This window comes from Pontibacillus salipaludis, assembly GCF_014642405.1.
Classification (GTDB): domain Bacteria; phylum Bacillota; class Bacilli; order Bacillales; family BH030062; genus Pontibacillus; species Pontibacillus salipaludis.
The window spans coordinates 1-19972 of the sequence record NZ_BMIN01000028.1 but is presented as its reverse complement, the minus strand read 5'-3'; the positions used below and the strand labels follow the sequence as shown (position 1 = coordinate 19972).

Annotated in this window: 18 protein-coding genes; all 18 read left to right on the top strand. The window is 42.3% G+C overall.

What is annotated here, in order from left to right:
• Positions 1 to 137: 137 nt before the first annotated feature.
• Positions 138 to 2117, top strand: a complete 1980-nt coding sequence (uvrB, locus tag IEW76_RS20010; RefSeq protein WP_188656143.1) for an excinuclease ABC subunit UvrB — start codon at positions 138 to 140, stop codon at positions 2115 to 2117.
• 8 nt (positions 2118 to 2125) lie between these two features.
• Positions 2126 to 5002: an excinuclease ABC subunit UvrA gene (uvrA, locus tag IEW76_RS20005; RefSeq protein ID WP_188656142.1), complete on the top strand. Its 2877-nt coding sequence runs from the start codon at positions 2126 to 2128 to the stop codon at positions 5000 to 5002.
• A 212-nt stretch (positions 5003 to 5214) separates the two neighbouring features.
• Positions 5215 to 5562: a YojF family protein gene (locus IEW76_RS20000; protein ID WP_036782888.1), complete on the top strand. Its 348-nt coding sequence runs from the start codon at positions 5215 to 5217 to the stop codon at positions 5560 to 5562.
• 24 nt (positions 5563 to 5586) lie between these two features.
• Positions 5587 to 6249: a bacillithiol biosynthesis deacetylase BshB2 gene (gene bshB2 / locus IEW76_RS19995; RefSeq protein WP_188656141.1), complete on the top strand. Its 663-nt coding sequence runs from the start codon at positions 5587 to 5589 to the stop codon at positions 6247 to 6249.
• Between the two features lie 536 nt (positions 6250 to 6785).
• Entirely contained in the window at positions 6786 to 7898 is a 1113-nt protein-coding gene (locus IEW76_RS19990; protein WP_188656140.1) for a DUF4097 family beta strand repeat-containing protein, read from the top strand.
• A 15-nt stretch (positions 7899 to 7913) separates the two neighbouring features.
• Positions 7914 to 8264: a phage holin family protein gene (locus IEW76_RS19985; RefSeq protein ID WP_188656139.1), complete on the top strand. Its 351-nt coding sequence runs from the start codon at positions 7914 to 7916 to the stop codon at positions 8262 to 8264.
• Positions 8265 to 8520: 256 nt separating this feature from the next.
• On the top strand, positions 8521 to 9483 hold the full coding sequence (hprK, locus tag IEW76_RS19980) for an HPr(Ser) kinase/phosphatase (RefSeq protein ID WP_188656138.1): 963 nt from the start codon (positions 8521 to 8523) through the stop codon (positions 9481 to 9483).
• A complete protein-coding gene (lgt, locus tag IEW76_RS19975; RefSeq protein WP_188656137.1) occupies positions 9470 to 10306 on the top strand; it encodes a prolipoprotein diacylglyceryl transferase in 837 nt (278 codons plus the stop codon). The genes hprK and lgt overlap by 14 nt, the downstream gene beginning before the upstream one ends.
• Before the next feature lie 12 nt (positions 10307 to 10318).
• The gene (locus IEW76_RS19970; RefSeq protein WP_188656136.1) at positions 10319 to 11272 is read left to right on the top strand and encodes a nucleoside recognition domain-containing protein; all 954 of its coding nucleotides are present in this window, start codon (positions 10319 to 10321) and stop codon (positions 11270 to 11272) included.
• On the top strand, positions 11247 to 11888 hold the full coding sequence (gene ppaX, locus IEW76_RS19965; RefSeq protein ID WP_188656135.1) for a pyrophosphatase PpaX: 642 nt from the start codon (positions 11247 to 11249) through the stop codon (positions 11886 to 11888). Before IEW76_RS19970 ends, ppaX begins: the two co-directional genes overlap by 26 nt.
• 4 nt (positions 11889 to 11892) lie before the next feature.
• Positions 11893 to 12420: an acyltransferase gene (locus tag IEW76_RS19960; protein ID WP_188656134.1), complete on the top strand. Its 528-nt coding sequence runs from the start codon at positions 11893 to 11895 to the stop codon at positions 12418 to 12420.
• 141 nt (positions 12421 to 12561) lie between these two features.
• Positions 12562 to 13110: a glycerol-3-phosphate responsive antiterminator gene (locus IEW76_RS19955; protein ID WP_188656133.1), complete on the top strand. Its 549-nt coding sequence runs from the start codon at positions 12562 to 12564 to the stop codon at positions 13108 to 13110.
• Between the two features lie 190 nt (positions 13111 to 13300).
• Positions 13301 to 14131 (top strand): MIP/aquaporin family protein, encoded by an 831-nt coding sequence (locus IEW76_RS19950; RefSeq protein WP_188656132.1) that lies wholly within the window; start codon positions 13301 to 13303, stop codon positions 14129 to 14131.
• A 25-nt stretch (positions 14132 to 14156) separates the two neighbouring features.
• Positions 14157 to 15647 carry a glycerol kinase GlpK gene (gene glpK / locus IEW76_RS19945; RefSeq protein WP_188656131.1) on the top strand — a complete coding sequence of 497 codons (1491 nt, stop codon included), beginning with the start codon at positions 14157 to 14159 and terminating at the stop codon, positions 15645 to 15647.
• Positions 15648 to 16131: 484 nt separating this feature from the next.
• Positions 16132 to 17796: a glycerol-3-phosphate dehydrogenase/oxidase gene (locus IEW76_RS19940; RefSeq protein ID WP_188656130.1), complete on the top strand. Its 1665-nt coding sequence runs from the start codon at positions 16132 to 16134 to the stop codon at positions 17794 to 17796.
• A gap of 62 nt (positions 17797 to 17858) precedes the next feature.
• Positions 17859 to 18674 (top strand): hypothetical protein, encoded by an 816-nt coding sequence (locus IEW76_RS19935; RefSeq protein WP_188656129.1) that lies wholly within the window; start codon positions 17859 to 17861, stop codon positions 18672 to 18674.
• A 472-nt stretch (positions 18675 to 19146) separates the two neighbouring features.
• Complete coding sequence (locus tag IEW76_RS19930) at positions 19147 to 19752, top strand: biotin transporter BioY (RefSeq protein WP_188656128.1); 606 nt, start codon at positions 19147 to 19149, stop codon at positions 19750 to 19752.
• Between the two features lie 23 nt (positions 19753 to 19775).
• Positions 19776 to 19943 carry a hypothetical protein gene (locus IEW76_RS19925; protein WP_188656127.1) on the top strand — a complete coding sequence of 56 codons (168 nt, stop codon included), beginning with the start codon at positions 19776 to 19778 and terminating at the stop codon, positions 19941 to 19943.
• Positions 19944 to 19972: the final 29 nt, after the last annotated feature.

Sequence of the window (19972 nt, the reverse complement as noted above, 5' to 3'; positions counted from 1 at the left end):
CGCGGTTTACTGCTCTACCCAGCTAAAGCGCGGGGGTGAGCATAGGAGTCGAATGTTTGTTCGCGTCTATGTTAGAATGATGAGAGATTGTGGTAAACTACGGTTATAAGAGTGAATGGATGAATGGAGGTTGCATCTTGGAGAACAAATTTGAATTGGTATCCCAATACGAACCGCAGGGGGATCAACCTGCAGCGATTGAAAAGATTAAGCAAGGTATAGACGAGGGGAAGGTGCATCAAACCTTACTTGGAGCCACAGGAACAGGGAAAACATTTACGATGTCGAACGTGGTGAAGGAAATTAACAAGCCGACGCTAGTCATTGCTCATAACAAAACGCTAGCTGGTCAGCTGTATAGTGAATTCAAGGAATTCTTCCCTAATAACGCGGTTGAATATTTCGTTAGTTATTATGATTACTATCAGCCAGAAGCTTATGTTCCTTCTACAGATACGTTTATTGAGAAGGACGCTAATATCAATGATGAGATCGATAAACTGCGCCACTCTGCGACATCTGCTTTATTTGAACGCCGTGATGTTTTAATTGTTGCCAGTGTATCTTGTATATATGGTTTAGGTTCACCTGAAGAATATCGTAACCTGGTGCTCTCTATTCGTTCAGGCATGGAGAAAGATCGTGATGAGTTGCTGCGTGACCTTGTTGATATCCAATATGCGCGTAATGATATTGACTTTCAGCGTGGTACGTTCCGTGTTCGGGGCGATTCAGTTGAGATCATTCCAGCTTCTCGAGAAGAGCACTGTATACGGGTCGAGTTTTTTGGTGATGAAATTGATCGAATCCGTGAAGTCGATGCCTTAACAGGTGAAATCATCGGGGATCGAGAACATGTTGCTATTTTCCCAGCATCTCACTTCGTTACCCGCGAAGAGAAAATGAAAGTAGCCATTAAAAACATAGAACGTGAACTACAAGAACGACTCAAAGAACTAAAAGACCAAAATAAATTGCTAGAAGCCCAGCGCTTAGAACAGCGTACGAACTACGATTTAGAAATGATGAAAGAAATGGGCTTTTGTTCAGGCATTGAGAACTATTCAAGGCACTTAACGCTTCGAGATAAAGGAGCGACACCTTATACATTAATTGATTACTTCCCAGACGATTTCCTTATAATTGCTGATGAGTCCCACGTGACCATACCGCAAATTCGGGGAATGTATAACGGGGACCAAGCACGTAAACAAGTTCTGGTTGACCATGGCTTCCGTCTGCCTTCAGCCTTAGATAATCGTCCTCTCCGTTTTGAGGAATTTGAGAAGAAATTGAATCAAATTGTCTACGTGTCGGCTACTCCAGGTCCATACGAACAAGAACACTCACCAGAGATGGTTGAGCAGATTATTCGTCCGACAGGGTTATTAGATCCGAAAATTGAAGTTCGTCCAATTCAAGGTCAAATCGATGATTTAATTGGCGAGATTAACATGAGAAAAGAACGCAACGAACGTGTTCTGGTTACCACGTTAACGAAGAAAATGTCAGAGGATCTAACCGATTACTTAAAAGAGATTGGCATTAAAGTCGCTTATCTCCACTCTGAGATTAAAACGCTAGAACGAATTGAGATTATCCGCGAGCTTCGTAAAGGGAAATACGACGTTCTTGTAGGTATTAACCTTCTTCGTGAGGGGTTAGACATCCCTGAAGTATCGCTCGTTACCATCTTAGATGCGGATAAAGAAGGATTCCTTCGCTCCCAGCGTTCTCTCATTCAGACAATCGGACGAGCGGCTCGTAATGAAAATGGACAGGTTATTATGTATGCAGATAAGATGACGGATTCTATGAATATTGCGATTGAAGAAACGAATCGTCGTCGAGAGAAACAGATCGCCTATAATGAAGAACACGGAATTACCCCTACAACCATCAAGAAGGAAATTCGCGATGTTATCCGGGCTACAACAGAATCAGAAGAAACACAAGAGACGGACGATCGTCCAAATGTTTCAAAAATGAGCAAGAAGGAAAAAGACAAGATGATCGAAAATATGGAGAAAGAGATGAAGCAGGCAGCAAGAGACTTGAACTTCGAGCGAGCTGCTGAACTACGAGATCTTCTCTTGGAACTTAAAGCGGAAGGATGATCTAATACATGAGCCAGAAATCGATAAGTGTTAAAGGGGCTCGTGCCCATAATTTAAAAAACGTCGATATTGATATACCGAAGAATAAATTAGTCGTGCTAACAGGACTTTCAGGTTCAGGGAAGTCTTCGCTTGCCTTCGACACTGTTTATGCGGAAGGGCAACGTCGATACGTAGAATCTCTCTCTGCCTATGCGCGTCAATTCTTAGGTCAGATGGATAAACCGGATGTAGACTCCATCGAGGGTCTTTCTCCGGCTATATCGATTGACCAGAAGACAACGAGTAAAAACCCTCGGTCTACTGTAGGGACGGTAACAGAGATTTATGATTATCTGCGCCTTTTATACGCACGTGTGGGACACCCAACTTGTCCAAACCATGGAATTGAAATTACATCCCAAACCGTTCAGCAAATGGTCGACCAGCTTCTTGAATACCCTGAGCGTACAAAAATGCAAATTCTTGCTCCAGTGGTTTCAGGGCGAAAAGGTCAACACGTAAAAGTCCTCGAAAACTTGAAAAAAGAGGGGTATGTAAGGATCCGCGTTGACGGAGAAATGCGTGAAGTCACAGAAGACATTTCTCTTGAGAAGAATAAAAAACACTCGATTGAAGTGGTCATTGACCGTATTGCGATTAAAGATGGCGTATCCGGGCGTCTGTCTGATTCTGTAGAAACGGCTCTACGTTTAGGTGAAGGACACCTGATCGTTGACGTCGTAGATGGTGAAGAGCTTCAATTTAGTGAGCATCACGCGTGTCCAATCTGTGGGTTTTCTATTGGTGAACTCGAGCCTCGTATGTTCTCGTTTAACAGTCCATATGGGGCATGTACACGCTGTGACGGTCTTGGGACGCAGTTAGAGGTTGACCTAGAACTTGTAATTCCGGATTGGAGTTTAACGTTAAATCAACATGCCATTGCCCCATGGGAGCCGAATAGTTCACAGTATTATCCACACCTTTTAAAGAGTGTGTGTGATCACTATGGAATTGATATGGATATCCCAGTGAAAGATATACCGGATTATCAAATGGACCGCATCCTTTATGGAAGTGATGATGAAAAAATTTACTTCCGTTACGAGAATGATTTTGGAAAAGTACGAGAAAATCATATCTATTTCGAAGGCGTAGTATCAAACGTAGAGAGAAGATATCGTGAAACAACTTCTGACTATATTCGTGAACAAATGGAAAAATATATGGCTCAGAAGAAGTGCCCTAAATGTAAAGGGTATCGTTTAGATGAGAAACCGTTAGCTGTTCTTGTTAATGGTAACCATATTGGAGAAGTTACGGATCTTTCTGTGCATGAGGCGTATAATTTCTTTAATAATGTAGAGTTATCGGAGAAAGAAGAAACGATTGCTCGCATGATTTTGAAAGAAATCTGCGATCGATTAAGTTTTCTTATTAATGTCGGTATAGACTACTTAACACTTTCTCGCTCTGGCGGTACGCTGTCAGGCGGTGAGGCACAGCGTATTCGCTTGGCTACACAAATTGGTGCAGCATTAACAGGGGTTTTATATGTACTTGATGAACCTTCTATTGGTCTTCACCAACGAGACAATGACCGTCTCATTGCAACGCTTCAGAATATGAGGGACTTAGATAACACGCTAATTGTGGTTGAGCATGATGAAGACACAATGCTAGCTGCAGATCACCTTATTGATATTGGACCTGGAGCAGGGGCACATGGAGGACAAATTGTATCAAGTGGTACTCCTCAAGAAGTAATGGAAGACAAAGGGTCCTTAACTGGACAATATCTATCTGGTGAGAAGTTTATTCCACTTCCTCAAGAGCGTCGTAAGCCAGATGGACGGTATGTTGAAGTCATTGGTGCTGAAGAGAACAACTTAAAGAAAGTAAATGCAAAGTTTCCATTAGGCGTCCTTACAGCCGTAACTGGCGTGTCAGGGTCTGGTAAGAGTACACTTGTTAACGAGATTTTACACAAGAGCCTGGCTCAACGCCTTCATAAGAGTAAAGTGAAGCCTGGTAAGCATAAAGAAGTTAAGGGTCTGGATCATTTAGAAAAGGTAATTGATATTGATCAGTCTCCGATTGGACGAACGCCACGTTCAAACCCTGCTACGTATACAGGCGTTTTTGACGATATTCGTGATGTATTTGCCCAAACCAATGAAGCGAAAATTCGCGGGTACAAAAAAGGACGTTTCAGCTTTAACGTTAAAGGCGGACGTTGCGAAGCTTGCCGGGGCGACGGAATCATTAAAATTGAAATGCACTTCTTACCGGATGTCTACGTTCCGTGTGAAGTCTGTGATGGAAAGCGATATAACCGAGAAACGCTTGAAGTCAAGTACAAGGGTAAGAGTATTGCAGACGTTCTTGCTATGACGATTGAAGAAGCCTACGATTTCTTCGAAGCGATTCCTAAAATAAAGCGCAAGCTGTCCACTATTTTCGATGTAGGACTTGGATATATTAAACTAGGTCAACCGGCTACAACGTTATCTGGTGGTGAGGCGCAGCGTGTGAAGCTAGCAAGTGAGCTTCATCGTCGCTCCACAGGACGCTCATTGTATATCCTTGATGAACCAACCACAGGTTTACACGTAGATGATATATCAAGGTTACTAATGGTTCTTCAGCGCCTTGTTGATAACGGAGAGACCGTTTTAATTATTGAGCATAATTTAGATGTCATTAAAGCCGCTGACTATTTACTCGACCTAGGTCCAGAGGGTGGAGCTAATGGTGGTCAGATTATTGCCACAGGAACTCCAGAAGAAGTTGCGGAACAAACTCAATCTTATACAGGCCATTATCTAGGACCTATATTAGAAAGAGATCGTAAACGTATGGAAGAGAAGCTGCAGAAGCGTGAAAAAGTTTCGAAATCATAAAGCGTAAAGAGACAGAACCTGCATCATGGTTCTGTCTCTTTTTTTGAGTTCAACCTTTGGGAACTCTGATGGCCGATCTGACTTGGTTTCAGTTATGGGGATATTCAATTTAGTAAAGACTTTTAGAATGCATAAATGTAGATTCTTTGACGATTGTGCGCTATTTTGGGTATGGTATAGAAAGACATAAGTTCTAGAGAGGGGTCCGTCGTATGGAAACGATCCAAATCGATCACGTCCAAAAAGCGCTTGAAGATTTAGCGCATAAAGATGTATATATTCATTTAGAAACCACGAATGGTGCTTATGCGCGCCACTTTGACTCTAACGCATATAATGTAGGAGCATTCATTCGCAATGCTCAAGTAAAATATACGCAAGCCAAAATTATTGGCCATGAATCCTACCGTGTCGGATTAAAGACGCAATTGGGTTGGATTTATGCAGAAGGCCTAACAGACTGGGAGCTTGATGATCAAGGTCGTTTGTTAATGGCTGGCCATGATAATGAAGGCCGTTTAATGGTTGCTTTAGAAATTAGCGAGACGCCGTTTAAATAATAAATGAAAGTGAGGGAACGTAACATGGGTCAACATGTCGCCATAATTTTACCGCACCCTGATGATGAAGCATTTGGGTGTTCAGGTACGATTCTTGAATTCAGGGAAAAAGACATTCCTGTAACCTATTTCTGTGGAACATTAGGAGAAATGGGCCGTAATATGGGAAGTCCGTTTTTTGCTAATCGTGAAACGTTGCCTGAAATTCGTAAAGAAGAATTACAAGATGCTTGTAAAGAGTTAGATATTAACTTAGAAATGCTAGGGTACCGTGATAAAACGTTAGAATTTGAAGATCGAACTGAGGTTGCAAAGGATTTAAAACAGCGTCTTGAGGAAATAAACCCAAGCCTTGTTATTACGTTTTATCCTGGGCATGCTGTCCATCCTGATCACGATGCAATGGGAGCGGCAGCGATTAAAGCTGTTGAAATGATGGATGAGTCTAAGCGTCCAGAAGTATGGGCCAAAGCCATTACGCATAATCGTCGTGAATTGCTGGGTGAACCTGATATCGTACGTGATGTTGAGGATTACTTTGAAGGCAAGATGAGAGCGATTGAAGCTCACCGCTCTCAGGCAGAAGGTATGATGAAGCAATTCCGTGATAGTCCAAACCTGAAGGAAATTAATTCTGAAGGGCGTAAGCTGTTAAAATACGAAGAATTTTATAAGTGGACGTTTTAAGGGGGTCCCCTTGCTTTTCTGATGAGAAGCAAGGGGATTTGTTTGTTCTTGGAGTTGTTTCCGTTAGCTTTAATAGAGAGTAAGGTGGTCCTGGAAATTACTCGCTTTCCGCGGCCCCATACGACGTGGGGTCGTTCGACGTTGTCACAGGACGTGACGGTCTTAGTCGAACTTCCCCCTTTTCTTTTACAGCCTCCTCGGGGAAACCACCCTGCGGGGTCTCGTCGACCTCTTTCTCCCGCAGGAGTCTCGCAATTTCCAGGACCACCTTTGCTGTATAAGTAGAGCGGAAACGAGCCCAATATGGTAGGTTGGGGGCTCATCACAATTTTTATGTCACAGTTTGAAATGTTCTATATTACTGACCAATTTCTAATAAATATATGAAAGTATAACAACATTAAACTTTAACGAAGCACTTATTTTAAAGAAGGAACTATGTATAGAATCGAGAAAGAGAAATAAATAAGTCGAAATTGAAACATATAGATCTTATGATGCGTATAAAGAATAGGATGATAAAGGAGAGATGAACCGTGCAGGAAGAGAGAAAGCAGATTTTAACGATGCTTCAAGAGGGAAAGATTTCTACAGAGGAAGCGGAGGAGTTACTGGATGCTTTGGCGTACGCGAGTGATGTTAAAGAAGAAGAAGGGCAAGAAGGTAAGTCAGCGGAGCTTTCTAAGAAAGTCGATTGGGATGCGCGGCAAGATCACAAAGCTTATAACTCTGGTTCAACTAAGCAACGTTTTAAAAGTTTAGTAGGAGAAGCCTTTAAGAAAATAAAAAATGTAGATTTAGATTTCAACTTTGGGTCGTATCAAAGTGTTCATCATATTTTTCAGCATCAAGGAGTAACGTTTACTAACGTATATATTGATGTGGCGAATGGAAATGTAATGATGAAGCCATGGAAAGAGCAAGATATGCGCCTTGAGTGTCAGGCTAAAGTGTACCAAGTCAATAATCAAGATGAAGCTCGTGAGCGATTTATGGATATGAAGAACTTTATTGTTAGTGATGATGTTCTTAAGTTTGAAGTGAAATCGAAAAAGGTTAAGACGGATGTAACGCTTTGGGTACCAGAGAAAGCGTATGAAGACGTTTCGCTTCGTGTCTTTAATGGGAAAATAGAAGCAGAAGGTCTTCCTATTCATGATTTAAACGTTAAAACATCCAATGGAGACATAAAACTTCATAAGATGGAAGGTCATGAGTGGGAGTTAAGCACTTCAAATGGATCGATTACTGCCGAGCAAGTGAAGTGTGATGATTTGGAGACCGAGATGATGAATGGGTCTGTGAAATTAGCGGGAGATTTCGGCAAAGTGGATTCGCAAGTTATTAACGGAAACATTAAGTGTAATTGGCAAGGAGACCGTGGACACACTGGTTTCTTTAAAACGACAACTGGAAATGTGGATCTGATCGTACCTAAATCTTTACGCTTAAATGGCAAAATGTTCACCAATCTTGGAAGTCTACACTGCCATTTGCCAGATTTTAAAACGATCTCAGAGCAGAAGGAAACGCTGAAGAAAGAGTTGAAATTTGAAACAAACCCTAACCTGGATCACATTTTGCATGTTGAAGCGGAAACCAAAACAGGTTCCGTGAAAATACAGGGTGATGAAGGGGGAAGTTTATAAAGGAGTGAGAGGATTATGAATTGGCTCTTTAGTATTATTTTAAATGCTGTGGCGATTATTGCCGTTGATCAATTATTTGATTCGATATACTTAGAAGGGATTGGGACGGCTATCTTAGCAAGTTTCATTCTTTCGATTTTAAACGTAATTGTACGTCCGATTTTAGTCGTATTAACCTTACCGATTACTGTTTTATCACTAGGATTATTCTTATTTGTCATCAACGCAATTACGTTAATGATTACGCAAGGCTTACTTGGAAGTAGCTTCGAGATTGAAGGATTTGGCATGGCGATCCTTGCGGCCATTATCTTATCTATCTTAAACCTAATCCTGAACCAACTTTTCAAAGACGCTAAGAAATAAAACTGATCCCACTGGGATCAGTTTTTTTATTGCCTTATTCTTAGGGAGAGTAATGTGGTGCTTTAGTGAAGTGAAGGGTGCCAGACACGCGTTATTGCTTTAGCAAACTACAGGGTGTCTGGCACGATGTAGTGCTTTAGAGCGATGAAGGGAGGTGTGTTTTTTTGTTTGGGTTGTTTTGTTTCCACAGAGTTTTGTAAAAAATGCTACAATAGGGGAAGTGATTATTGAGGATAACCTACAGGGAGGATTACATATGTCGAAAGTTCGAACCCAGGATTTGTTGGATCAATTTAATCTAGAAATTGTTGCTGGTGAGGATGGCGTTCACCGTGAGATTTCAACAAGTGATATCTCTAGACCTGGAATGGAAATGGCGGGCTATTTTAAGTATTATCCGTCTGAGCGTTTGCAATTGCTTGGCAAAACGGAGTTGTCGTTCTTTAACGAACTCAATGAAGAAGATAAGAAGGATCGTGCAGTTAAATTATGTACAGATATTACACCAGGCATTGTGATTACACGTGGAATGGAAGTACCTGATGCACTTATAGAGGCAGCATCTGCGGCGGGTGTGCCAATTATGCGATCTCCGCATAAGACGACTCGTGTTATTAGTCGGTTAACCAACTTCTTAGAAACGAAGTTTGCACCTTTTACAGCTATACACGGCGTTCTAGTGGACGTTTATGGCGTAGGTGTTTTAATAACAGGACAGAGCGGTGTTGGTAAAAGTGAAACAGCTCTTGAACTGGTCAAGAGAGGTCACCGTCTTGTAGCTGATGATAGTGTAGAAATTCGTCAGGAAGACTATGATACCTTAATCGGAAACTCACCTTCTCTTATTGAACACCTATTAGAGATCAGAGGCTTAGGTATTATTAACGTGATGACATTGTTTGGGGCCGGGGCCGTTCGCAGCTTTAAGCGAATTACATATTGCATTAACCTCGAGCTATGGGAAAAGAACAAACAATATGATCGCCTCGGTTTAGAAGAGGAAACGATGAAAATCATGGATGTTGAAATTCCTAAAGCGACTGTACCTGTGCGACCAGGCCGAAACCTTGCTGTTATTATTGAAGTAGCTGCGATGAATTTCCGTTTGAAGCGCATGGGTGTAAATGCAGCTGAAGAATTCTCCCACCGTTTAACCGGTATGATTGACGAGAATAAAGCTGGTTCACCGAAAGGAGGATTCCCAGGTGCAGACGTGTAGTCCAGATCCTATAAGTCGAGTTTTTCTAGACCTGGGGCCTTTCACAATCTATTGGTATGGTGTCATTATTGCCACAGGCGCTTATCTAGGGCTATGGCTTGCTATGCGGGAGTCGGAACGGCTTGGTTTTAAGAAAGACACGTTTGTTGATTTAGTTGTGTTTGCGATTCCAATCGCTATTATTTCAGCTCGTATCTACTATGTTATTTTTGAATGGGAACGGTATGTGAATGGTTCCTTAATCGATATATTTGCGATTTGGGAAGGCGGTATTGCCATCCATGGTGCTTTAATTGGTTCTGTTGCAACAGCCGTAGTATTCGCTCGTGTTCGAAAACTTCCATTTTGGCAGCTTGCTGATATTGCGGCACCAAGCATTATTTTAGGTCAAGCTATTGGACGTTGGGGTAACTTTATGAACCAGGAAGCTCATGGTGGCCCTGTTTCAGAGTCGTTCTATCAGAATGTCATGCAATTCTTACCGAATTTCATCAATCGTCAAATGTGTATTGAGGGGGTTGTGTATCACCCTACCTTTTTATATGAATCCGTGTGGAACATACTCGGCTTTGTATTCTTATTGGTATTGCGTAGATTCAACCCACGTCGCGGTGAAGTGTTCTTAAGTTACGTCATTTGGTATTCATTCGGACGCTACTTTATTGAACAAATGCGTACAGATAGCCTTTATATCATTGGTTCACTTCGGACAGCACAAGTGATCTCTATTATTCTGATCCTAATTGCATCGGCACTCATTATATACCGCCGTAAAGCAAATAAAGCAGATCGAGATTATGAAGGCAATAAACTGAACAAGTAAGGAGGTTATCCCTTGCCTGGTATAGTGCAAAGAGGGTTGAAGCAAGGCTTGGATGTGACGTGGGCTCTTGGGAAAGTTATATTTCCAATCACGTTACTTGTAACGGTTCTCCGGTTTACTCCCGTCTTAAAGTGGATTATGGAATGGATCACACCACTCATGAAGTGGATCGGACTGCCAGGTGAGGCGGCGATTCCGCTTGTTTTAGGAAACTTTTTAAACCTCTATGCTGGTATTGGTGCTATTGTATCCTTTGATTTCAGTGTAAAAGAGGTATTTATTATGGCAGTTATGATGTCGTTCTCTCATAACTTGCTGATCGAATCAACAGTGGCTTCAAAAGTAGGAGTAAAATGGTGGTTTGTTGCAGGAATTCGCTTATCACTTGCCTTCCTTTCAGCCATACTAATAAATGCCTTCTGGCAAGGCGGTTCTGAATTGGCCCAGTATGGACTTATTACACAACAACCCGATCCAGAAGGCTATGTTGCGATTGCGTTGCTTGGCGTTAAAACGGCCTTCATGAGCGTTGTACAACTTGCCGCCATTGTCATCCCTCTTATGGTTGGGATGCAGTGGCTAAAGGAAAAGAATTGGTTGAACCTATTCTCTAAGTGGCTCGCACCTTTCACACGTGTATTAGGGGTAGAACGCAACGCATCAATGACCCTTGTGGCCGGGCTTGTTATTGGACTAGCTTATGGAGCTGGTCTCATGATTCAAGCTGTGAAAGAAGATGGAGTGTCGAAAAAAGACATGTACTTGTCGCTTATTTTCCTTGTCTCTTGTCACGCGGTGGTAGAAGACACACTGATTTTCATTCCGCTCGGGATTCCTGTTTGGCCGTTGTTATTGATTCGGTTAGTAACGGCTATCGTATTAACAGCTATTGTCGGTTTCGTTTGGAACCGAACTACATCAAAAGGAAAGGAAGCCACATATGACCATACGCACTCTTCTATTTGATTTAGATGGAACTTTAATTAATACAAATGATTTAATCATTGCATCGTTTCTTCATACGACAGAAACCTATTCTGACGAGGAATACACCAGAGAGGACGTTCTGAAGTTTATTGGTCCTCCTCTTGAAGAAAGCTTACGCAAAATTAATCCAGAAGCAGATGTAGAAGAAATGATGAACACGTATCGTACCCATAACCATGAGAATCATGATCGTCTCGTGGAAGCTTACGATGGTGTTGTTGAAACGTTAGAAAAACTTAAGCAAGCAGGATTTAAGCTAGGTATTGTTACAACAAAGATGCGCCAAACGGTAGACATGGGGATTGAACTTACCCATATTGCTGATAAATTTGAAACGATTGTAACTTTAGATGATGTAACCCATGCTAAACCTCATCCAGAACCGGTCGTCCGTGCAATGAAAGAACTTGATGCGAAGCCAGAAGAGACAATCATGGTAGGGGATAACACACATGATATTGAATCAGGACAGAATGCCGGTACCAAAACAGCAGGTGTAGCTTGGACGGTAAAAGGGCGTAAAGTATTGGATGACTTAGAACCAGACTATATGCTTGAACACATAAGTGATATTTTAAAAATCGTGATGGAGTGATCCTATGAGAAACACTGAGCGTCACCGGGTGAAAGAGGCCAATTCACTCTGGCACGTCTATAAGACAGTCCCGTTTTGGAAGGTCGTCAAGAATTTTGTCGTCATTCAACTGGCACGTTACACGCCATTTTTGCCGGTAAAAAATTGGTTATATCGTACATTCCTTCGTATGAATGTCGGTGACCAGGCGGCTTTCGCTCTTATGGTGATGCTCGATGTGATGTTTCCGGAAAAAATCTCTGTTGGGCGGAACACGGTGATCGGTTATAATACGACCATTTTAGCGCATGAGTACTTGATTAAAGAGTACCGCTTAGGAGATGTTAAGATCGGCAGTAACGTTATGATTGGGGCAAACTCAACCATATTGCCAGGCATAACGATTGGAGACGACGCAATCGTTTCAGCTGGAACGCTCGTACATAAAGACGTTCCACCGGGCTGCTTTGTAGGCGGAAATCCTATGCGAGTCATCTATGACCAAGAAGAAATGTCCAGGCGTCAGACAGAAGATACTTTTTTAAAGGACTAGCAGACCACTAGTCCTTTTTACTTGCACCTGCACTTTGCCACTGTAAAGGATAAACGGGTGCCAGACACCATTCAGTATGGTAATGCTGTAGAACGCTAAAGGGTGCCAGGCACCCTTTAGTTCATTAAAGGAGGAATGGGTATGGAGTTGCCGAAGGGGGTTTTGTCGGCGGTTAAGAGTATTAAGCATTTTGAACAGCTACTTGAGAGTGATGAGGAAGTGATCATTTTATTAGAAACAAGGTTGTCGTTGTTACCTAAGTTAGTTAGGAAAGCGCGGAAGCACGGAAAGAAAATTCTTGTTCATACTGATTTAATTCAAGGGCTAAAAAATGATGATTACGGTTTGGAGTTCTTATTTCATGAAGTAAAACCTCACGGTGTCATTTCAACAAGGTCTAATGTCATAACAGCTGCTAAAAGACACAATATCTTAGCGGTTCAACGTTTATTCCTTATAGACAGTCAAGCGCTTGATCGGAATGTAGCCATCATGAAAAAGACTCAACCAGATTATGTTGAAGTTTTACCAGGGTTAATCCCGTCATTTATTTCTGAAATTAAAGAAGAGTTAGGGATCCCGATTATTGCAGGTGGTTTAATTAGAACAAAGGAAGATGTTCAATTGGCATTAACAGCAGGAGCTCATGCCGTTTCAACATCTAGGAAAGAATTATGGGAAATAGAATAGTGTTGACAGCGTTTTCAATAGATAGTATAGTAGACGTCACAAGTTAACATTAGTGGCGGAGAGAAGGAGAACCACACGCACTTGTAGGACTTTCGATGTGAGATCGTCCAAAACAAGAAGCGTGTGGTTTTTTATGTGTCTAAAAGTGGTATAGCTATCTAAGCCAGCATCTAAGGAAAGAAGGTATATTATGACAGAATTTATAGGCGAAATGATCGGCACAATGATCCTGATCATCTTTGGAGGTGGCGTCGTAGGTGGCGTTGTACTTAAAGGGTCAAAAGCTGAAGGTACCAGTTGGGTATTAATATCTTTTGGGTGGGGCCTTGCTGTAATGCTTGCGGTCTACGCTGTTGGGAAAGTCAGTGGAGCACACATTAACCCAGCTGTAACACTAGGCTTTGCTATGGTAGGAGAATTCCCATGGAGCAAAGTTCCGAAATACTTAAGTGCACAGTTAATAGGTGCCTTTATAGGGGCAATAGTTGTTTTCTTTCACTATTTACCTCACTGGAAAGAAACAGAAGACAAAGGTGCGAAGTTGGCGGTGTTCTCAACCGATCCAGCGATTCGAAGTCCTTTATCTAACTTTGTAAGCGAAATCATAGGGACGTTTATGTTAGTAATGGGACTATTATTCATTGGAGCTAACGATTTTACACAAGGATTAAATCCAGCAATTGTAGGACTTCTTATTACCGCGATTGGTATGTCACTTGGTGGTACTACAGGGTATGCGATTAACCCTGCTCGTGATATTGGACCTCGTATTGCTCACTATGTTTTACCGATTCCAGGTAAGGGAACATCAGATTGGAGATACGCCTGGGTTCCGCTCTTTGGACCCATACTCGGGGGAATCTACGGTGGTCTTTTCTATAAAGCTTTCTTTGTGAACGATCTCATGGTAGCCTTTTGGGTATTTACTGTAATTATTTTAGCTATCTTTTTAACAGCCGCGCGTAAAGAATTGAAGAAAGCAAACAATGAGGATGTTCAGTCATCCCGTGCGAACGCATAATTTAAGGTAAAGGGAGATGAGAGAAATGGAAAAATATATTTTATCTATTGATCAGGGGACAACTAGCTCTAGAGCGATCTTATTTAATAAAGAAGGGGTTATCGTTGAAACGGCTCAGAAAGAATTTCAACAATTCTTCGAAAAACCAGGTTGGGTCGAACATGATGCGAATGAAATTTGGACGTCTGTATTAGGGTGTATTGCAGATGTACTTAGAAAGTCAGAGATTGAGCCTGAACAAATTGCAGGGATTGGTATTACCAACCAGCGTGAAACGACAGTTGTTTGGGACAAGAATTCCGGTCGTCCAATCTACAAAGCCGTTGTATGGCAATCACGCCAAACAGCTCCAATTTGTAATGAACTTCGCGAACAAGGGTACAACGATACATTCCGTGACAAGACTGGTTTACTGCTAGACCCTTACTTCGCAGGAACAAAAGTGAAGTGGATTCTTGATAACGTAGATGGTGCTCGTGAGAAAGCTGAGAACGATGAGCTGATGTTCGGTACGATTGATACGTGGTTAATTTACAAACTATCTGGTGGCAAAGCTCACGTTACTGATTACTCCAATGCGTCTCGTACTCTTATGTACAACATTTATGATCTGAAGTGGGATGATGAGCTTCTTGAGATTCTTGACGTACCAAAATCAATGTTGCCAGAAGTTCGTCCTTCTTCAGAAGTGTATGCAGATACAGTTGATTATCACTTCTTTGGAAGTGAAATCCCGATTGCAGGTGTAGCAGGAGATCAGCAGTCAGCCTTATTTGGTCAAGCCTGTTTCGAAAAAGGAATGGCGAAAAACACGTATGGTACAGGCGGGTTTATGCTGATGAATACTGGTGAAGAACCTGTGAAGTCCGATCATGGACTCTTAACCACTATTGCTTGGGGACTTGATGGGAAAGTAGAATACGCACTTGAAGGAAGTATTTTCGTATCTGGTTCTGCCATTCAGTGGCTACGTGATGGTCTTGAAATGATTAAAGATGCTCCTCAAAGTGAGCAATTAGCGGGCGATGTAGATTCTACAGATGGTGTTTACGTTGTTCCTGCCTTTGTGGGACTTGGAACGCCGTACTGGGATAGCGATGTTAGAGGGGCTGTATTCGGTCTAACTCGTGGTACAAAGAAAGAGCACTTCGTACGTGCTACCCTTGAATCGCTTGCCTATCAAACGAAAGATGTTCTAAATGCTATGATTAGCGATTCCGGACTAGACTTAAAGACAATGCGTGTAGACGGAGGAGCAGTTAAAAATAACTTCCTAATGCAATTCCAAAGTGACATGATCGATACCCAAGTTGAGCGTCCAACAGTAAATGAAACGACAGCTTTAGGTGCAGCTTATCTTGCAGGTCTTGCGGTTGGTTACTGGGATAGCAAAGATAAAATTGAAGAGCGTTGGCAAAAAGATCAAACCTTCGAACCAGAAATTTCTGAAGAAAAACGAGAAGAATTGTATGAAGGTTGGCAGAAGGCTGTTAAAGCAGCACAAGCATTTAAATAAGTCAATTTAAGCAGAATGATGTGCAAACCTTAAAATTCTGTTATAATAAAATTACAAGTTAACACGATTCGGTTGGAGAAACGGAGAGACCACAAATCCTTTACGGGAAAACTGTAAAGGGGTTTGTGGTCTCTTTTTTTATGCCTACTCATCCCCTCGAGGTCTTAAGCATGGCCGTTCCATGAAGAAAAACCGCTTCATGGTACGTTCATGCTTAAGCAGGTCGGGGATAAGCAGGGCCCTTCCGCTTTTGGTGACGTCCAGCTGCAGGGCCCATCCCCTCGAGGTCTTAAGCATGAATGTTCCATGAAGAAAAACGCTTCATTGCACATTAATGCTTAAGCAAGTCGGGGATAAGTGGGGCCCTTCCGCTTTTGAGAGTGGCACATTGCTTGAAAATCTCTAGCGTACGTGGGGCGATTCTTGGGTATACCATAATTGTAGGCAACTGAATCGGAGTATTGGAAAAAGGAGCGAATTTGAAATGAAGACATTTTCTAGTTTACAACGTAATGAGATCTATAATGAGATGGAGAAAGAAACCCTTGATGTGTTAGTTATTGGTGGTGGAATTACAGGTGCGGGGATTGCGCTTGATTCTGCTACGCGAGGGTTAACAACAGGTGTTCTAGAAATGCAAGACTTTGCTGCTGGTACATCGAGTCGTTCAACGAAACTCGTTCATGGTGGTCTACGTTACTTAAAACAATTCCAAGTTGCGATGGTAGCAGAGGTAGGGAAAGAGCGTGATATCGTTTATCAAAACGGACCTCACGTTACGACACCTGAATGGATGCTATTGCCGTTCCATAAAGGCGGGAACTTCGGACCTCTTTCTACAAATTTAGGTCTGCGTGTTTATGATTACTTAGCTGGTGTTAAGAAGAGCGAGCGACGTAAGATGCTTTCAGCTAAGGAAACGTTAAAGCGTGAACCACTTGTGAAACGTAATGGTCTTAAAGGCGGTGGGTACTACGTTGAGTACCGTACAGATGATGCTCGTCTTACGCTTGAAGTTATGAAGAAAGCTGTTCAAAAAGGAGCCCATGCTCTTAACTATACAAAAGTGGTAGATTTCCTTTATGAAGAAGGGAAAGTAACAGGTGTTGAAGTGGAAGACCAGTTAAGTGGTGAACGTCGTCACTTATATGCGAAGAAAATTATCAATGCTGGTGGACCTTGGGTGGATACGCTTCGTGAAAAAGATGGATCTAAGAAAGGGAAAACCCTACAGCTAACTAAAGGGGTACACCTTGTATTTGATCAACAAACATTCCCGCTTCAACAAGCGATCTATTTTGATACACCTGACGATCGTATGGTCTTTGCTATTCCACGCGATGGTAAAACGTATGTGGGAACTACTGATACGGTATACGAAGGTGAAATAGCTCATCCTAAAATGACAGTGGATGATCGTGATTATATCTTAAGTGCCATTGATTATATGTTCCCAACTCTATCTATTACAGCAAATGATGTTGAATCAAGTTGGGCAGGCCTTCGTCCATTAATCCACGAAGAAGGAAAAGACCCATCTGAAATTTCTCGTAAGGATGAGATCTTTGAATCGGATTCTGGACTGATTTCTATCGCTGGAGGTAAGCTAACTGGTTACCGTAAGATGGCTGAGAATGTAATTGACCTTGTAACGGATCACTTAAAAGATGAAAATGGTAAAAACTATCCGAAGAGCCAAACGAAAGAACTGCCTGTTTCTGGTGGTGAAGTAGGGGGAGCGAAAGGCTTCCAAAAATTCAAAGAACGTAAAACAGGTGAAGGTGTGGCTTACGGCTTAACCGAAGAACAAGCACGTGGGCTTGTGCAACTATATGGTGCTAACGTTGGTAAAGTCTTTGAATTCTATCAGAATAATAAAGATGAAGCTGAACGCGAAGGCTTAGACCCGCTTGTATTCGCGATGCTGAAGTATGGAATGGAGTATGAGCTAACGGCTAAGCCAGTCGACTTCTTCATTCGCCGTACAGGTGCACTATTCTTTGATATCCATTGGGTTCATAAGCACAAAGAGTCTGTTATTGCTTATATGGCTAGAACATTCAACTGGACCGATGAGCAGATCGACATTTACATTTATGAACTTATTGAGCTATTAGAAGAAGCCGTAACACCAATTCCTGCTCAATAAAGTGAAACCTCTACCCTCTTCTATCCGTAAGAATGAGTAGAATAGTTGAAATGGGTGAGAGTATGCAAAATATGCAGGAACTGTTGCGGAATGATGCGAAGCGCCAAGTCAAATTAGGAAGTATCTTTTTGGGGATTACACTCCTTGTGTTCTTATCCCCTTTCCTTTTTTCATTTAACACGTTGAATTTCTTCGTTATTGCACTGCCATTTTTCTTTATAGGTATTGCGATAATGGGGAGTGCTGCAAGGGATTTTCGTTTCTCGAAGTTAGCTGAACAGCAGCCTGATCCGTTAAGTCAGTCCTCTCTTGAAGGATGGCCGATGAAAATGTATCTAAGTACAGAAGTGACCTATGAACATACAGGACGTCTGTATGATTTGCACGGGGATCTCTATTCTTATATACATGAGGATGGACCGTGGTACTGGAAGATCGCAACTGGAATTGCAGCCATCCTAAGCGCTCATCCATTTGCTCCTAGATGGTTTGCTTATTATAATGCAAAGGGTCAAATGAAGTATAAGGTTGAGAAAAAAGGCGGCCTAAAAGCTCGATATTATGTCAGAACACCTAAAGGCGCCTTGGCTTATTATATGGAAGCTGTGTGGAAAAAAGGTGGAGGATTAACGTTCTACATGTATGAACAAGACCGCCTTCTTTGGCAGGCGACTTCTGACAAGTTTATGGACTCCATTACGGTGTTAGACCCGGAGCAGCTAAGTGTAGTGGAAATGAAAAAAGATGCAATTCCAATCGAAGCCGCCGATCGCTTTGGATCTAAATCAGGTTTCCTCTTGCAACGCTATGACCAAGAGGCCATGCCCGAATCGCTGCAGCTGTTCTTGTATATGATAAATCACCGACGAAGCATGTAAAAACACAAAGCCTATGAGTACCTTCTTAACGACAGTGCTCATAGGCTTTTTTGTGTAGATGGGGCCGTTATGTCAATGAGGGCTAGGGGTGGCTTGGGAACGACTCGCTTTCCGCGGGCGAGCTGTTGAGCCTCCTCCCTCACTTCGTTCACTCCGGGGGCTCATCAACCTCTTTCTCCCGCAGGAGTCTCCTCGTTCCCAAGCCACCCCTGGCTAAAGGTTGTAAAAACGGCCTTACAGCTTAAATTTTGGAGGAGTGGAGACCTCTAGCTTATCCCAGGTTTCCGCCCAGTTAACACAAACGGAAACATTATCTCAGCCCCGATTCTTCAACAATCCCTATTTCTGAACAAACAAAGTGATTCAAGAAAGAACATAAATTTTATAATGAATTTTCTCCCAATCTATGATACTCTATTTTTAAATGTTAACCGTTAACGTGAATGAGTTAACGAAAAGGGGAGGTTAAAAGATGGTTAAGAGAAAGTGGTCAGCTTTAGACATTACAATGGGGAGTTTATTTGTGGCTATGATGGCTGTGGGGGCTAACATAACAAGTATTGCTCCCTTTATGGTAATCGGTGGGGTACCGATTACGCTTCAGACGTTCTTCGCAATCCTGGCGGGGCTTGTTCTTGGGAGTCGACTGGGAGCTTTTTCAATGCTTGTCTATATGCTGCTTGGATTAGCTGGAACGCCTATATTTGCACAGTTTAAAGGTGGGGCAGGAATGCTGATGGGCCCTACGTTTGGATTTATTATATCTTATATCGCTTGTGCTTATATTGTAGGGAAAATGGTAGAGATGAAGCGTACGCTACCGATGTATATCGCTGCTGCTCTTACAGGGATGGCCGTCAATTATATCTTCGGTACAAACTGGATGTATGCAGCATACGTTTTATGGTTTGATGCACCAGAAGGGTTTACCTATACGATGGCCTGGGGATGGATGGTATTCCCATTGCCAAAAGATATAGCATTAAGTGTTGTGGCTGGTTTCTTAGGACTTCGTCTTGAGCGAAGTGTACTCGCGAACAGCCAGTTTAGGCGAGAAAGACGCAAATCGGTAGCTTAATGAAACAATAGGGGGGGAGCAGGATGTGGAGAGAGTTAGCGGGAAAAGTGTTAGAAGGGCAAGAAGTGACAGACAAAGAAGCTTTGGCTGTCCTTGATGTGTGCCCGACATGGGCGCAAGCTTTAGGGTTAGAGTCCCGAACGGTGAAGGTCGTTGTAGCCGTTAGCCAAGGGCAAGGGTGTCCGGGGTGACCCGGAATCTGAAGGAAGCCGGAGGCAAA

Coding starts and splice junctions, on each gene's coding strand:
- hprK (WP_188656138.1), top strand. CDS start 8,521: ATGTCGAAAGTTCGAACCCAGGATTTGTTGGATCAATTTAATCTAGAA.
- IEW76_RS19985 (WP_188656139.1), top strand. CDS start 7,914: ATGAATTGGCTCTTTAGTATTATTTTAAATGCTGTGGCGATTATTGCC.
- IEW76_RS19960 (WP_188656134.1), top strand. CDS start 11,893: ATGAGAAACACTGAGCGTCACCGGGTGAAAGAGGCCAATTCACTCTGG.
- IEW76_RS20000 (WP_036782888.1), top strand. CDS start 5,215: ATGGAAACGATCCAAATCGATCACGTCCAAAAAGCGCTTGAAGATTTA.
- IEW76_RS19940 (WP_188656130.1), top strand. CDS start 16,132: ATGAAGACATTTTCTAGTTTACAACGTAATGAGATCTATAATGAGATG.
- glpK (WP_188656131.1), top strand. CDS start 14,157: ATGGAAAAATATATTTTATCTATTGATCAGGGGACAACTAGCTCTAGA.
- uvrA (WP_188656142.1), top strand. CDS start 2,126: ATGAGCCAGAAATCGATAAGTGTTAAAGGGGCTCGTGCCCATAATTTA.
- IEW76_RS19935 (WP_188656129.1), top strand. CDS start 17,859: ATGCAAAATATGCAGGAACTGTTGCGGAATGATGCGAAGCGCCAAGTC.
- IEW76_RS19930 (WP_188656128.1), top strand. CDS start 19,147: ATGGTTAAGAGAAAGTGGTCAGCTTTAGACATTACAATGGGGAGTTTA.
- bshB2 (WP_188656141.1), top strand. CDS start 5,587: ATGGGTCAACATGTCGCCATAATTTTACCGCACCCTGATGATGAAGCA.
- IEW76_RS19955 (WP_188656133.1), top strand. CDS start 12,562: ATGGAGTTGCCGAAGGGGGTTTTGTCGGCGGTTAAGAGTATTAAGCAT.
- IEW76_RS19925 (WP_188656127.1), top strand. CDS start 19,776: ATGTGGAGAGAGTTAGCGGGAAAAGTGTTAGAAGGGCAAGAAGTGACA.
- ppaX (WP_188656135.1), top strand. CDS start 11,247: ATGACCATACGCACTCTTCTATTTGATTTAGATGGAACTTTAATTAAT.
- IEW76_RS19950 (WP_188656132.1), top strand. CDS start 13,301: ATGACAGAATTTATAGGCGAAATGATCGGCACAATGATCCTGATCATC.